This is a genomic window from Frateuria sp. Soil773 (assembly GCF_001428405.1).
Lineage (GTDB): Bacteria > Pseudomonadota > Gammaproteobacteria > Xanthomonadales > Rhodanobacteraceae > LMSL01.
In genome coordinates, this window is the sequence record NZ_LMSL01000023.1 from 109,554 (window position 1) to 123,939 (window position 14,386).

Below are 14,386 nucleotides of genomic sequence, written 5' to 3' on the forward strand. Positions count from 1 at the left end.
CAACCGGGCCGTTACGATCGGGCAAAGCCGTGCCACAGTTCCTGCAAGTCCATGTGCGCGTCGCTTATGCTTGGGGCCGGCACTTCCATCGGAGAAGCAGGATGAGGTTCTGGTTTGCAGCTTGTTCGGCAACGGCGCTGGCCGCCCTGTCTTTCCACGCCATGGCGGCGGCGTGCGGCACCACCGATGCGTCCTCCCGCCCCGACCAGGTGGTCCAGGCCCAGGTCGCCGCCTACAACGCGCACGACATCGAGGCCTTCGCGGCCTGCTATGCCGACGACGTGAGCATCGTCGATCTTTCCGGCAAGCGTCCCGAGGTCAAGGGCCAGGCCGCGCTCAGAAAGGCGTTCGCCTTCCTGGACAAGGCGCCCCGCGATTTCGGCGTGGACATCGTCAAGCGCGTCGTCAACGGCCCGGTGGTCATCGATCTCGAACACCCGCACGGCCTGCCGCCGGGCAAGCACGCACCGGATTCGCTCGCGGTGTACGAAGTGCGCAACGGCAAGATCGCCAGGCTGTGGTTCCCGCCCTCGACCTGAACCACATCGCTCCGGCCGGATGCCGCGCGACGCATGAAAAAAGCCCGCCGGACCGGCGGGCTTTTTCCTGGCGCAGGGCCGGCGCCGCAACCTTCAGGACGCCAGCAGCACCCGGTTCATCCGCTGCACGAAAGCGGCCGGGTCCGGCAACTGCGCGCCGGCGGCGATCTCGGCCTGTTCCAGCAGCAGGTTGGCCAGGTCCTTCGCCCTGCCCTCGTCGGTCTCCGTCTCGACGCGCTTGACCAGGGCGTGCGCCGGGTTGATCTCGAGCGTGGGCTTGGACTCGGGCATGTCGTGGCCGGCTTCGCGCAGCAGGCGGGCCAGGTGCGGCGCCATCTCGTAATCGCTCAGGGCGAGGCACGAGGGCGAATCGGTAAGGCGGGCCGATACCTTGACCTCGCCGACGCGGTCGCCGAGAAGTTCCTTGAGCTTCTTCAGTAGCGGCTCGGCCTCCTTGGCGGCCTCTTCCTGCTTCTTCCTGTCGGCCTCGTCCAGCGGCACCTCGCCCTTGGCGACGCTCTTGAGCTTCTTGCCGGCGTATTCGCCGAGGCTGCCGAGCATCCATTCGTCGATGCGGTCGGACATCAGCAGCACCTCGATGTCCTTGGCCTTGAACGCTTCCAGTTGCGGGCTGCCGAACGCGGCGGCGTAGCTGTCGGCGGTGATGTACCAGATCGCGTCCTGGCCCACCGGCATGCGGCCGATGTAGTCGTCGAGCGATACGTTCTGCTGGCTGCCTTCGCCCTTGGTGGAAGCGAAGCGCAGCAGCTTGGCGATGCGCTCGCGGTTGTTGGCGTCCTCGCTGATGCCTTCCTTGAGGGTGTTGCCGAAGGCCTTGTAGAAGGTGGCGAACTTCTCCGGCTCGTCCTTCGCCAGCTTCTCGATCAGGTCGAGCACGCGCTTGACGCAGGCGGACTTGATGCGCTCGAGCTGGCGGTTGTGCTGCAGGATCTCGCGGCTGACGTTGAGCGGCAGGTCGTCGGCATCGACCACGCCGCGCACGAAGCGCAGGTAGTTCGGCAGCAGCTCCTCGGCCGCGTCCATGATGAAGACGCGCTTGATGTAGAGCTTCAGGCCCTTGCGCTCGTCGCGCCCGCCCATCATCAGGTCGAACGGCGGCTGCGAGGGGATGTAGAGCAGCGTGGTGAAGCTCTGGCTGCCCTCGACGCGGTTGTGCGTCCAGGCCAGCGCGTCGTTGAAGTCGTGGCCGAGCGACTTGTAGAAGCTCTGGTAGTCCTCGTCGGAGATCTCCGATTTGGGCTTGGTCCACAGCGCGGAGGCGTCGTTGGCGGTCTCGAATTCCGCGGTCGGCTTGCCGTCCTCCTCCTTGGGCACGCGGATCGGGAAGGCGACGTGGTCGGAGTACTTGCGGATCAGCGACTTCAGTTGCCAGCCCTTGAGGAACTCGTCCTCGTCGGCCTTCAGGTGCAGGGTCACCGCAGTGCCGCGCTCGCCCACCTCGACCTGCTCCAGCGAGTACTCGCCCTTGCCGTCGCTCTCCCACTTCACGCCCTCACCCACCGGCGCGTCGGCGCGGCGGGTGATCACGGTGACCTTGTCGGCGACCACGAAGGCGGAATAGAAGCCCACGCCGAACTGGCCGATCAGGCGCGCATCGGCCTTCTGCTCGCCGCTCATCGCCTCCAGGAAGCGTCGGGTGCCCGAGCTGGCGATGGTGCCGATGTTGGCGACCACCTCGTCGCGGCTCATGCCGATGCCGTTGTCGCGCACGGTGACGGTGCGCGCCTCGGGATCCCAGCTCACGTCGATGTGCAGCTCGCCCTCGCCGGCCAGCAGCTCGGGGTGCGCGATCGACTCGAAGCGCAGCTTGTCGCAGGCATCGGAGGCATTGGAGATCAGCTCGCGCAGGAAGATTTCCTTGTGCGAGTACAGCGAATGGGTGACCAGGTGCAGGACCTGGGCGACTTCGGCCTCGAACTTTCGGATTTCGGCGGGTGCGTTCATGCGTGACGTTTCCTGACTTGCGTTGACATGGATTGCTTCGATTGTCATTCCGGCGAAAGCCGGAATCCAGCGACTTCCGTGCCTGGGAGGAACTGGATCCCGGCTTTCGCCGGGATGACGGCTATTTCGTTCCAGGATGGCGACCGTCCCGACTGCCGCCGTCCCGGCCCGGTCGACCTTGCCACTGGAGCAGGGCCGGCCAGGGGCGGTCCATCCGGCGCTCAGCGGTGCGGCGAGGCGTTCTGCAGCGCGGCGATGCGCTCGTCCAGCGGCGGGTGGCTCATGAACAGGCGCTTGAAGCCGTCGGCCAGCGGGCCGGAGATGCCGAACGCGGCGATCGTGTTCGGCAAGGTGTTCTCGCCATGGTTGGCCTGCAGCCGCTGCAGGGCGGAGATCATCGCGCCGCGGCCGGCGAACTGCGCGCCCGCCGCGTCGGCGCGGAACTCGCGCCAGCGCGAGAACGCCGCCACGATCATCGAGGCGAACAGGCCGAACACCACCTGCAGCACCATCACCACCACGAAGTAGCCGATGCCGCCGCCGCGGTTGTCGCGTCCGCCGGACAGCCAGCTATCGACCGCGCGGCCGACGATGCGCGCGGCCAGGATCACCAGCGTGTTGAGCACGCCCTGGATCAGGGTCAGCGTGACCATGTCGCCGTTGGCGACGTGGCCGATCTCGTGGCCGAGCACGGCGGTGACCTGCTCGCGGTCCATCTGCTGCAACAGGCCGGAACTCACCGCCACCAGCGAGCTGTTCTTGGTCATGCCGGTAGCGAACGCATTCATTTCCGGGGCGTCGTAGATCGCCACCTCGGGCATGCCGATGCCGGCGTTCTGCGCATGGCGGCGCACGGTATCGACCAGCCAGCGCTCGGTCTCGTTCTGCGGCTGCTCGATCACCCGGGCGCCGGTGGACATCTTGGCCATCCACTTGGACATCGCCAGCGAGACGAAGGCGCCGCCCATGCCGAACACGGCGGCGAAGGTGAGCAGGCCGCCCATGCCGCCGTAGCCGTGGGCGGCGGCCATCTGGTCGATGCCGAGCAGGTGGCAGACGATGCTGAGCAGGAGCAGGACGGCGATGTTGGTGGCTAGGAAAAGTGCGATGCGGCGCATGGCTGTCTCTTTGGCAGTCACGAAGGAGGAACGCGGCGGTGCCGCCGCCCAAGATTCGGGGCTGCGGGCCGGCCTTTCAAGGGGAGCGTGCGGCCACCGGCGCCTTCCTTGGACCGCGGATTTCCACAAATGTGCCGCGGGCCAGACAACGCCGCGAAACCATCCGCTAGGCTGGCGCGCCGCAGCCTGTCCGGACGCCGGGTTGCGCCTTTCCGGTACCACATTTTCGGGGGAATCCATGGGCATTTTCGGCAAACTGTTTGGCAGCAAGACCACGGACGACACGCTGACGGTTCCGTCGGTGCCGCTTTCGCCCGTCCGCACCATCGGCTACGACGCCGGCCTGGTCGGCTCGCTGAAGCACGACCATGCCGAGCTGGTCGCGCTGTACCAGCGCATCGGCCAATTGCAGCAGGCGGGCCGGTACGCCGAGATCCGCGCCGAGCTGGTCAATTTCAAGACCCGCTTCGAGGCCCACCTGCTGACCGAGAACGTGCGTTTCTACACCTACCTCGAACAGAGCCTGACGACCGACGCGCACAACGCCGAGCTGATGCGCGATTTCCGCCGCGAGATGAACACCATCGCGCGCGGCGTGGTCGACTTCGTCAAGCGCTACCAGCCCGTCGCCTTCGACGATGCCCAGCGCGCGCAGTTCGCCGAGGACTACAAGGCCATCGGCGGCCTGCTTAGCCAGCGCATCGAGCGCGAGGAGTCCAACCTGTACCCGCTGTACCAGCCCGGCTAGCCATCCGCTACCAGCCTCCCGGCGGGGACGTGCCGGTACACTGCGCGGATGACCTACTGCGGCCGCTTCGCCCCCTCGCCCACCGGCCTGCTGCACTTCGGTTCGCTGGTGGCCGCGGTGGGGAGCTGGCTGTGCGCACGCCATGCCGGGGGCCGCTGGCTGCTGCGGGTGGAAGACATCGACCCGCCCCGCGAGGTGGCCGGATCGGCCCAGGCCATCCTCGCCGCCCTGCCCGCGTTCGGCCTGCCGGCGGACGGGCCGGCCCTGTTCCAGTCCCGGCGCACCGCCGCCTACGATGCGGCATTCGCCCGGCTGCGCGCGGACGGCCAGGTGTTCCCGTGCTGGTGCAGCCGCAGCGACCTGGCCGCCGTCGGCGGCATGCACCGCGACGGCCGCTGCGTGGCCGCGCCCGATGCCTCGCGCGAACCGGCCTGGCGGCTGCGCGCGCCCGACCTGGACGTCGCCTTCGAGGATGCCCTGCAAGGGCCGCAGCGGCAGAACCTGCGCGAAAGCGCGGGCGACTTCGTGATCCGCCGGGTCGAGGGCCTCTATTCGTACCAGTTGGCCTGCGTGGTCGACGATGCCCACCAGGGCATCACCGAAGTGGTGCGCGGCAACGACCTGCTCGATTCCACGCCGCGGCAGATCTGGCTGCAGCGCCTCCTCGGCCTGCCCACCCCGGCCTACCGGCACCTGCCGCTGGCGCTGGATGCGGAAGGCCGCAAGCTGTCCAAGTCCACGCGGGCGCATCCGGTCGATCCGTCCGACCCGATGCCTGCGCTGCGCCGCGCCCTGGCTTTCCTCGGCCTGCCGGCGCAGGCGGAGCCGCGCGACCCGGCCTCCCTGCTCGCCGGCGCGCTGGCCGATTTCGACCCGCGACGATTGCCGCACTGCAGCGCCCGTTCCGCGGCATAAACGGATATAAAGAATCGCTGTCCGGAGTGGCCGCCGATGCGGCGCCGGCGGCTGGCTGCGACGGCGAATTGCCATGTTGCGCAGCTATACATGGCGGCGGCCAGCCGGTATCCGGCTGGAGGGCACGGGCAAGTTCACGGAGAAAAGGCATGACTCAACGCACGGCACTGGTCACTGGCGGCACCGGCGGCATCGGCAGCGCGATCATCCGCTACCTCGCCCGGCAGGGGCACCGCGTCGCCACCAACTATCGCGACGCGGCCCGCGCCGAGGCGTGGCGGCAGGCGATGGCCGCCGACGGCATCGAGGTGTGCATGGTGCAGGGCGACGTCTCCGACCCGGCCGCCTGCGAGGCGATGGTGCGCGCGCTGGAGGCCAAGTGCGGCCCGGTCGACATCCTGGTCAACAACGCCGGCATCACCCGCGACACCACCTTCCACAAGATGAGCTACCAGCAGTGGACCGAGGTGGTGAACACCAACCTCAACGCCTGCTTCAACGTGACCCGGCCGGTGATCGAGGGCATGCGCACGCGCAAGTGGGGCCGCATCGTGCAGATCAGCTCGATCAACGGCCAGAAGGGCCAGTACGGCCAGGCCAACTACGCCGCGGCCAAGGCCGGCATGCACGGCTTCACCATCTCGCTGGCGCAGGAGAACGCGAGGTTCGGCATCACCGTGAACACCGTCTCGCCCGGCTACGTGGGCACCGACATGGTGATGGCCGTGCCGGAGGAAGTGCGCGAGAAGATCGTCGCGCAGATCCCGGTGGGCCGCCTCGGCAAGCCGGAGGAAATCGCCCACGCCGTGGCGTTCTTCACCGGCGACGAAGCAAGCTGGATCACCGGGGCGAACCTGGCGATCAACGGCGGCCACTATATGGGGTGGTAGTGGGGCGAGGAACGAGGAGTGAGTGAATAGGAGTGAGGAGTGAGAGGAGGCGTCCGCTTCGGCGAGGGTTGCTCTCTCTATTTTCTCACTCCTATTCACTCACTCCTTAACCTGCCGCCTTCGTCTTCTCGAGCAGCTTCTCAAGCACCTTGCCGACCGCAGCGAACGCGAACGCCCCGGTGACGTGCGTCGCGGCGCCGAGTCCGCCGCCGCAGGCGAGGTTCAACGCGTCGCCGCCGGGTGGGCGGTTGCCGCAGACCGTGCCGTCCGGCTGCGGGTACTGCACGTTCTGCAGCGAATACACCGCCGATACGCCGAAATAGCGGTCCGGGTTGCGCGGGAAATGGAAGTCGGTGCGGAGCTTCTTGCGGATCAGGCTGAACATCGCGTCGTGCTCGGTGCGCGAGAGGTCGCGCACGCGGATCTGGGTCGGATCGGTGCGCCCGCCGGCCGATCCCACGCTGACGATGGGCAGCTTGCGCCGCCGGCACCAGGCGATCGTCTCCAGCTTCACCCGGAACGCGTCGCAGGCATCGAGCACCACGTCGTAGCCGCGGTCGAGCAGTTCGTCCAGCGTGGACGGGGTGAGGAAGCGCTCGATCGCCTCCAGCCGGATCGTCGGGTTGATCGCATGCGCGCGCGCGGCGATCACGCCGACCTTGGGCTTGCCGTATTCGCCGTCCAGCGCATGCAACTGGCGGTTGGTGTTGGAGACGCACACCTCGTCGGCGTCGATCAAGGTGAGCCGCCCCACGCCGCTGCGCGCTAGCGCCTCGGCGGCCCACGATCCCACGCCGCCGATGCCGATCACGCAGACGTGGCTCCGCGCCAGGCGGCCGACGCTGCCCACGCCGTAGAGACGCTCGACGCCCTGGAAGCGCTCGGCCGGGAAGCCTGCCTCGCTCATGCGCGCCCTGCCGCCGCGCGGCGGGCCTCGCGCTGGACCACACATGCCATGGAGCCGATCCTGTTCGACGGAAACGGGCCATTCTAAGGCCTGGGAGCCTGTTCGCGATCCATCCGCCGCTCCAACCGCCTCATCGTCATTCCTGCGGCTTTCAACGGCGGCAGAGCCGGTCAGGCAAGACAAAAGCGGGCGTTGAGCGGTCGAAGGCCGGTCTCGAAAGGGTGAACGCAGCGATCCGGTGACTCGATTCCTACCATCCACAGGCACTGGATCCCAGCCTTCGCTGGGATGACGCATGGTGGTGGAGCTTTGGGATGACGCATGGTGGTGGAGCTTTGGGATGATGCGTGATAGAGGAGCCTGGCGATCGTGGACAAGTTTCGAGAGCCTGTCCACGATCTATCGATCAACCGCCTCGTCGTCATTCCTGCGAGGCGCTTTTCAACAGCCGCAGGGCTGGTCAAGCAGGGGCGCTTCCCAACAGCCAAAGGGCTGCTCATCCAGTGACTGTTTCCTCGAAACTCGACGACGCCGGATGACCAGCCATTCGGCTGTTAAAAGGCACCTTTCGCTTGAGACCGACCATGCAGCCGTTGAAAGCCGCTGGGATGACGCTTCGTGGGGGACAGGACTCCTGCAGGCTCCAAGCTGCATCCGGCGCTTGGGTTATCCTCGGTGTTCCGCAAGCTGACTGGATGAGACGAATGCAAAAGCGTGCCGCCCTTCTGATCCTGCTGGGACTGGTGATCGGCGTCCTCGGTACGGTGTTCGCGATGAAGGCGCTGCGCCAGCGCGATCCGTTCCCGCAGGCAGTGATGAGCGTGATGGCCCATCACGTCGGCGCGATCAAGCGCGACCTGAAGGCGCAGCGCTGCGACGCCGCGCAGAGCCGCGAGCACCTGCTGCGCCTGCAGTCCACCGCGGCCGACATCCCGGCGGCCTTCGCCGGCGTCGACCAGCCCTTCCTCGACGAGGCCGGCAAGCTGAGCCGCCACCTGCAGGAAGCCGTGCAGGCCGCGCCGGCCGACTGCGCGGCGCTGGCCGCGGCGATCAAGCCGGTCGGCGAGACCTGCCAGTCCTGCCACCAGCAGTATCGCTGAGCGCGTCTCCCGCTACAGGCGGATCCTGCCGCGCAGGATCTGCCAGTACATCACCCAGTCGCCCATCAGGCTGTAGAGCGGATGCCTGAACGTGGCCGGGCGGTTCTTCTCGTAGACGTAGTGGCCGACCCAGGCGAAACCGTAACCGGCCAGCGGCGCCAGCCACAGCCAGCGCAGGTCGCCGCTCACGATCGCCAGCAGCACCACCAGCAACACCAGGGTACTGCCGGCGAAATGCAGCCGGCGGCAGGTCGGGTCGCGGTGCTCACCGAGGTAATAAGGGTAGAAATCCCGGAAGCTGGCGAAGCGTGCCATGCGGGTCTCCGGCAATAGGAATGCGTCAAGCCTGCCCCTGCCGGCGGTGCCGTTGCAAGCCGCCGCGGCGGAGTGACGCGGCAGCGCTTCTCCTTCGATTCACCACGCGCGCTGGTACTGCACCGGGGCTTGCAGCGTACGCCCCAGGCGCTGCGCCGCGCGTCGCGGAAAATAGGGATCGCGCAGGCTTTCGCGGGCGATCAGCACCACGTCCGCCGCCGCGCCGGCGACGATCGCCGCGGCCTGCTCCGCCTCGGTGATCAGTCCCACCGCGCCGGTGGCGATGCCGGCCTCGCGGCGCACCTGCGCCGCGAACGGCACCTGGTAGCCCGGCCCCAGCGGAATCTTCACGTGCGGCACCAGGCCGCCGCTGGAGACGTCCACCAGGTCCACGCCCAGTTCGCCGACCTGGCGTGCCAGCCGCACGCTGTCCTCGGGCGTCCAGCCGCCGTCGGCCCAGTCGGTGGCCGAGATGCGCAGCCACAGCGGCAGTTCCGCCGGCCAGACCTCGCGCACCGCCGCGACCACCTCGCGCACGAGGCGGCTGCGGTTGTCGAAGCTGCCGCCGTAGGCGTCGTCGCGGCGATTGCTGAGCGGCGAAAGGAACTGATGCAGCAGGTAGCCGTGCGCGGCGTGGATTTCCACCAGTTGGAAGCCTGCTGCCAGGGCGCGCGACGCGGCCGCGCGGAAATCGGCCACCACCTGGGCGATGCCCGCGCCGTCCAGCGCCTGCGGCACGTGCCAGCCCTCGTCGAAAGGCAGCGCCGACGGCGCCACGGTGGGCCATGCGCCCTGCTCCGCGGTCAACGGACCGCCGCCCTCCCACGGCCGCAGCGTGCTGGCCTTGCGCCCGGCATGCGCCAGTTGCACCCCGGCCACTGCGCCCTGCGACTTGACGAAGCCGGCGATCGGCCCCCAGGCCTCGACCTGCGCGTCGTTCCACAGGCCGGTGTCGCCGGCCGAGATGCGGCCTTCGGGCGACACCGCCGTGGCCTCGGCGATCACCGCGCCGAAGCCGCCCACGGCGCGGCTGCCCAGATGCACCATGTGCCACGCAGCCGGCAGGCCGTCGGCGGCGGAGTACTCGCACATCGGCGATACCGCCAGGCGGTTGCGCAGGGTGAGGCTGCGTTGGACGAGCGGGTCGAACAGATCCATGGGGCTGGCCTTGGGAGGGGAGCGGTACCAGATGCCGGCACGGCGGCTTCGCTTCAAGTGGCGGCCGGCGCCGGCGGGCTCAGGAAGCCGGGCCTGCCTGCCCGTCCATCCAGCCGGCGATGCGCGCGGCCACGGGTGCCGGGGCCTTCATCCAGCCGAAATGGTCGGCTCGGCCGGCCAGCTCCTGCGGCGAGAGGACGTCCAGCGTGCGGCGGGTCCGCGGCATCTTCGACAGCAGCCACTCAAGCGAGGCGGCCGGCCCCAGCCAGTCGTCGCGCATGCGCAGGGCCAGCAGCGGCAGGTCGACGCCGGCCATGGCCCGCTCCAGGCCTACGGCCATCCGCTCGGCGCGGTAGACGCCGGTGCGGCCGCTGCGCGACCAGTCGCGGATCACCCCGCGCGCCTCGTTGCCGCCGAAGCCGATCCGACGCCCCGGCAGGTGCCCGCACAGGGCCGCCAGCCACGGCGCCGCCACGTAGGCCATGCGGACCAGGCCCGCGTGCGCGAAGCAGCGCCAGTACGGCGCACCGCTCGCCACCAGCGCCAGCCCGGCCGCCTGCGCCGGATGCAGCGCGGCATGCAGCGCCGCCAGTTGCCCGCCCAGGCTGTGCCCACCCAGCCAGCAATCAGCCTGCGGCAGTTGCTGCCGCGCCACGGCGAGGCCCGCCGGCAGGTCCAGCTCCAGCAATTCCCGATAGCCCCAGTCCTGTCGACGCCCCGCGCGCCGGTTGCTGGAACCGATGCCGCGCCACTCGTGCAGGGCCACCGCCACGCCCCGCGCCGCCAGCGACTCGGCCAGCGCGAGGTAATGCCGCGCCGGCATGCCCATGGCCGGCAGCCAGTACAGCAACCGCCGCGCTTCGCCGGCGGGGCGCAGCAGCATCAGTTCGCTCGCCGCCCCGTCGGCGGCAAGCACCGGCAGCACCTGCGGTACGCATGGAGATGGATCGGAACCGGATGGCGGCATGCCTCGCTCCTGGGCGGTGGTCTGGTGGCGACGCCATGCCCCGCCCGCACATGCCCGCTTGCGGGAACGGATACGCCGGCTCAGGTATCCAGGTGCGGGCGCATCAGGCCCTCGAACCATTCCAGGAAAACCGCCAGCCGCCGCGAGCGCAGGCGCCGATGCGGATAGAGCAATGATACCGGCATGGCGGCGGCGCGATGGCCGGGCATCACCTCCACCAGTTCCCCGGCATCCAGCAGGTGCTGCACGTCGAAGCGCGGGATCTGGATCAGCCCCAGCCCGGCGAGGCAGCAGGCGATGTAGCTCTCGGCATTGTTGGCGATCACCCGGCTGGGCAAATCGGCCGTGAGCGTCGCGCCGTCCTTGGTCGCGTATTCCCAGGGCAGTTCCCGCCCCGTCCGGGGAGAGGCGTAGCCCACGGCCCAATGCCCGGCGGCCAGATCGCCGGGATGCCCGGGTTCCCCGAACTCGTCCAGGTAGGCCGGGCTGGCGCAGTTGACCAGGGCGATATGGCCCAACGGCCGCACCACCAGGCTGCTGTCGTGCAGCGTGCCGATGCGCACGGCGCAATCCACGCCTTCCTGGACCAGGTCGATGGCGCGGTCGGTGGAACCCAGCGCCAGTTACAGCCGCGGATGGCGTCGCAGCAGGCCGGGCAGCGCGGGAGCGACCAGGCGGCGGGCGATCCGGCTGGGCACGTCGACGCTCAGCCTTCCGGACACCTGGCGCTGGCTGACCTGGAACAACTGGTCGATGTCTTCCACCTCGGTCAGCAAGGAGCGCACGCGACCGAGCAGTTGCTCGCCGTCGGCGGTCAACCGCACCTGCCGCGTCGTCCGGTGCAGCAGCCGCACGCCGAGTTGCGCCTCCAGTTGCTGGATGGCCGCCGACACCGTGGCCCGGGGCAGTTCCAGGACATGGGCCGCCCTGATGAAGCTGCCCATCTCCGCGACCTGGGCGAATACGCGGTACTGGTCGAACCTGTCCATATGCCTCCGCCGGCGCCTCGTTGGGTTATCCGCGCTGCGCCGCCGATCCGGTAAAGACCGCTCCCATGGCCGGAGCCGCGGCATGGAAAGCGGCCAGGAAGCTCCACGATGCTGCGCCTTCCCTTCCAAGCACGAACCGGCCGCCAGGCCAGCCCATCAGGCCACCAGGCACGGGCGGACGGCCGTTGGAAGCATAGCCGCAGGTCCCGGCACCCGGCGCCCTCCTCCGATGGCCCCCGGCGCCGGCCTCGCCGCGATGAGGATCATGCCGCGAAGGGCCGCCTCACTTGGTGGTGTAGCCGCCATTGACGAGGATGGTCTGGCCGGTGATCCACCAGCCGTCGCTGACGAGGTGGCGGATGAAGGGCACCACATCCTCGATGTCGGTCAGCCCGGTCTTCGAGAAAGGCGACAGCGCGGCGGCCGTCTTGTGGTAGGCCACCGCGTCGGCGCCTTCGGCCGGGTAGAAGAACGGGGTGTCCATCGGGCCGGGGCCGACCGCCGTCACCGAGATGCCGCGCGCGCCGAACTCCTTGGCCGCCGCCCGCGTGAAATGCTCCACCGGCGCCTTGGTGCCGGCGTAGGAGGCGTAGAAAGGCGTGAAGGCGCCCAGCAGCGAGGTCACCAGCGTCACGATCTTGCCGTTGTCGTTGACGTGCCGGCCGGCCTCCTTCAGGAAGAAGAACGCGGCCTTGGCGTTTACCGCCGCCATGGCGTCGTACTCGGCCTCGGTGATCTCGACGAGGGGTTTCTTGAGCACCTTGCCCACGGTATTGATGGCGATGTCGGGCCGGCCCACGGCGGCGACGGCGTCGGCGAACAGCTTTTCGACCGCGCCGGCGCTGGTCAGGTCGCCCTGCAGCGCCACGGCCTGCGCGCCGGCGGCCTCGATCGCCGCCACGGTGGCGTCGGCATCGGCCCTGGAAGCGGCGCTGTTGTAGTGGATCGCCACCGCCCTGGCGCCCTGCGCGGCCAGGTCGCGTGCGATCAGGCCGCCGAGGTTCTTGGCGCCACCGGCGATGAGCGCGACCTTGCCCTTGATGGAATGGTCTGCCATGGGAAGTCTCCTTCACGGGTGGGTGGAGGCTTCAGCTTAGGCAGCGCGGGCCGGCCGGATAAACTGCGGCCGCCTGGATGGATTATCCAGAACGCCCATTCAATCCGGCATGGATTGGGCAGATGAGCCGCTCAATCCAAAGGGGCCATGGCGCCCATGAAAAAGGCCGGCATGCGCCGGCCTTTTTCTTCCAGGGGCAACCCGGCTCAGACGGGCGACACTTCGTCGGCCTGCAGGCCCTTCTGGCCCTGCACGACCTTGAAGCTCACCTTCTGGCCTTCCTTCAGGCTCTTGAAGCCCGACCCGGAGATCGCGCGGAAATGCACGAACACGTCCGGGCCGCTCTCGCGGCTGATGAAACCGAAACCCTTGGCATCGTTGAACCATTTGACTGTGCCAACTTCACGATCCGACATGACTCACTCCGATCTGCTCGATACTGAGACAAGTCAGCCTCCCCTTTGGCCGACGGCTTACTGGGCATGCAGGGAGCGGGTGAAGAGGCGCGATTGGGCAAATCGCCTCGGGCACGCACGTGGACCGAGCAGACACAGTGCCCCAAGCATAACGGATTTTCCGGAATGCAAGCATTTCCGTCCGCACAGTGCAAAAGGCCGAACGGAACCAGGCCATCGGGCATAAAAAAACCGGGCATCGCTGCCCGGCTTCTTCAACGGTCGGCCAATGCCGCGGCGGTCAGGCCGGGGACACTTCGTCGGCCTGCAGGCCCTTCTGGCCCTGCACGACCTTGAAGGTCACCTTCTGGCCTTCCTGCAGGCTCTTGAAACCGTTGCCCTGGATGGCACGGAAATGCACGAACACGTCCGGGCCGTTGTCGCGGCTGATGAAGCCGAAACCCTTGGCATCGTTGAACCACTTGACGGTACCGATCTGACGATCAGACATAAAACACTCCATAAGGCTTTTTCGAGAGACTCGGCCACCGCCGAAGCGCGGGACCGATTTCACTGGTGTGCAAGGAAAACCCTAGGAGGTGAAACGATGAGGCAGATCAAGATCGGCGCATCCGGTCACATGACACTAGTGACCCCAGCAAACACAGTGGCGGAATGATAACTGGAGACCGGGGCCGGATGCGACTGGGCACGGCGTCAAAACTGAATGGAACGGGCTGCCGGCGGAAAGGCCGGATTAATGCCCGCCCGGGTTTTCAGGTTTTCTTTACGCCGCGGATTGTCTAGTGTGGAGCGCGACCGGCTCCCAGGAACGCCGCCAAAGGAGATCCGCCATGATGCCCGCCCTTCCCCGCCTGGCCCTTGTCGCGCTGACCGGCGGCCTGCTGCTGGCCGGCTGCGCCGACAAGCCGACGCGATCCGCCCCCGCGACGCATGCGACCACGACCGCCCGCACGAGCCGCGCGCCGGCGGCACAACGCCCGCACGCCAGCCAGTCCGCCGCCGCCCACAAGGCGGAACAACGCAACAGCCGGCTGCCGGACAACACCGGCATCGCCGCCTGCGACGACTACCTGTCCAGCTACCTGGCCTGCCATCGCGCCGCCCGCATCTACGCACCCGACCAGCTCGAAGGCCGCTACCAGGCGATGCGCACCAGCCTGCTGCGCGACTCGCAGGATCCGGACATCCGGCCGCAGCTCGCCGCGCGCTGCAATTCGCTGGCCATCCAGTTGCGCCAGGCCCTGCACGGCAAGCCCTGCGAGCCGGAGCCGGCCGCGGCCGCCAGCAGCACGCCCTGAC

Annotated in this window: 17 protein-coding genes; 6 read left to right on the forward strand and 11 right to left on the reverse strand. The window is 68.4% G+C overall.

The features are described from left to right. The first annotated feature begins 101 nt into the window (after window positions 1–101). Window positions 102–539, forward strand: a complete 438-nt coding sequence (locus ASG87_RS09350; RefSeq protein ID WP_082582867.1) for a nuclear transport factor 2 family protein — start codon at window positions 102–104, stop codon at window positions 537–539. Window positions 540–632: 93 nt separating this feature from the next. On the opposite strand, the gene htpG is transcribed toward ASG87_RS09350, so the two are convergent. Together htpG and htpX are read right to left on the reverse strand one after the other, a co-directional pair. Further along, the gene (gene htpG / locus ASG87_RS09355; protein WP_056004216.1) at window positions 633–2,504 is read right to left on the reverse strand and encodes a molecular chaperone HtpG; all 1,872 of its coding nucleotides are present in this window, start codon (window positions 2,502–2,504) and stop codon (window positions 633–635) included. A gap of 221 nt (window positions 2,505–2,725) precedes the next feature. Then, the gene (gene htpX / locus ASG87_RS09360; protein ID WP_056004219.1) at window positions 2,726–3,622 is read right to left on the reverse strand and encodes a protease HtpX; all 897 of its coding nucleotides are present in this window, start codon (window positions 3,620–3,622) and stop codon (window positions 2,726–2,728) included. A 238-nt stretch (window positions 3,623–3,860) separates the two neighbouring features. Here htpX and ASG87_RS20485 point away from each other — a divergent pair, with 238 nt between their 5' ends. The 3 genes from ASG87_RS20485 (at window position 3,861) to ASG87_RS09375 (ending at window position 6,175) form a co-directional block, all read left to right on the forward strand. Then, the gene (locus ASG87_RS20485; protein ID WP_056004222.1) at window positions 3,861–4,370 is read left to right on the forward strand and encodes a hemerythrin domain-containing protein; all 510 of its coding nucleotides are present in this window, start codon (window positions 3,861–3,863) and stop codon (window positions 4,368–4,370) included. 48 nt (window positions 4,371–4,418) lie between these two features. Continuing rightward, entirely contained in the window at window positions 4,419–5,285 is an 867-nt protein-coding gene (gene gluQRS / locus ASG87_RS09370) for a tRNA glutamyl-Q(34) synthetase GluQRS (protein WP_056004225.1), read from the forward strand. Window positions 5,286–5,434: 149 nt separating this feature from the next. Beyond that, entirely contained in the window at window positions 5,435–6,175 is a 741-nt protein-coding gene (locus ASG87_RS09375) for a beta-ketoacyl-ACP reductase (protein ID WP_056004228.1), read from the forward strand. A gap of 106 nt (window positions 6,176–6,281) precedes the next feature. Here ASG87_RS09375 and ASG87_RS09380 read toward each other — a convergent pair whose 3' ends face one another. Then, window positions 6,282–7,082 (reverse strand): tRNA threonylcarbamoyladenosine dehydratase, encoded by an 801-nt coding sequence (locus tag ASG87_RS09380; protein WP_056004230.1) that lies wholly within the window; start codon window positions 7,080–7,082, stop codon window positions 6,282–6,284. A 704-nt stretch (window positions 7,083–7,786) separates the two neighbouring features. Between ASG87_RS09380 and ASG87_RS09385 the strand changes: the two genes are divergently transcribed. Beyond that, a complete protein-coding gene (locus ASG87_RS09385) occupies window positions 7,787–8,182 on the forward strand; it encodes a cytochrome c (RefSeq protein WP_056004233.1) in 396 nt (131 codons plus the stop codon). Between the two features lie 12 nt (window positions 8,183–8,194). On the opposite strand, the gene ASG87_RS09390 is transcribed toward ASG87_RS09385, so the two are convergent. The 8 genes from ASG87_RS09390 to ASG87_RS09420 all read right to left on the reverse strand — a co-directional run bounded on the left by ASG87_RS09390 (window position 8,195) and on the right by ASG87_RS09420 (window position 13,574). Then, on the reverse strand, window positions 8,195–8,497 hold the full coding sequence (locus tag ASG87_RS09390; protein WP_056004236.1) for a DUF962 domain-containing protein: 303 nt from the start codon (window positions 8,495–8,497) through the stop codon (window positions 8,195–8,197). 99 nt (window positions 8,498–8,596) lie between these two features. Continuing rightward, window positions 8,597–9,655 (reverse strand): NADH:flavin oxidoreductase/NADH oxidase, encoded by a 1,059-nt coding sequence (locus ASG87_RS09395; RefSeq protein WP_056004239.1) that lies wholly within the window; start codon window positions 9,653–9,655, stop codon window positions 8,597–8,599. Window positions 9,656–9,734: 79 nt separating this feature from the next. Beyond that, window positions 9,735–10,622: an alpha/beta fold hydrolase gene (locus tag ASG87_RS09400; protein WP_056004242.1), complete on the reverse strand. Its 888-nt coding sequence runs from the start codon at window positions 10,620–10,622 to the stop codon at window positions 9,735–9,737. Between the two features lie 80 nt (window positions 10,623–10,702). Beyond that, on the reverse strand, window positions 10,703–11,245 hold the full coding sequence (locus ASG87_RS20890; RefSeq protein ID WP_326937893.1) for a LysR substrate-binding domain-containing protein: 543 nt from the start codon (window positions 11,243–11,245) through the stop codon (window positions 10,703–10,705). Continuing rightward, window positions 11,246–11,611, reverse strand: coding sequence for a LysR family transcriptional regulator (locus ASG87_RS20895; protein WP_235499605.1), 366 nt, complete (start codon window positions 11,609–11,611; stop codon window positions 11,246–11,248). 283 nt (window positions 11,612–11,894) lie between these two features. After that, window positions 11,895–12,668, reverse strand: coding sequence for an SDR family oxidoreductase (locus ASG87_RS09410; protein ID WP_056004245.1), 774 nt, complete (start codon window positions 12,666–12,668; stop codon window positions 11,895–11,897). A gap of 206 nt (window positions 12,669–12,874) precedes the next feature. Then, window positions 12,875–13,084 carry a cold-shock protein gene (locus ASG87_RS09415; protein WP_056004248.1) on the reverse strand — a complete coding sequence of 70 codons (210 nt, stop codon included), beginning with the start codon at window positions 13,082–13,084 and terminating at the stop codon, window positions 12,875–12,877. Between the two features lie 280 nt (window positions 13,085–13,364). Next, window positions 13,365–13,574, reverse strand: coding sequence for a cold-shock protein (locus tag ASG87_RS09420; RefSeq protein WP_056004251.1), 210 nt, complete (start codon window positions 13,572–13,574; stop codon window positions 13,365–13,367). A gap of 343 nt (window positions 13,575–13,917) precedes the next feature. Between ASG87_RS09420 and ASG87_RS09425 the strand changes: the two genes are divergently transcribed. Continuing rightward, window positions 13,918–14,385 carry a hypothetical protein gene (locus ASG87_RS09425; protein WP_235499606.1) on the forward strand — a complete coding sequence of 156 codons (468 nt, stop codon included), beginning with the start codon at window positions 13,918–13,920 and terminating at the stop codon, window positions 14,383–14,385. Window position 14,386 lies beyond the last annotated feature (1 nt).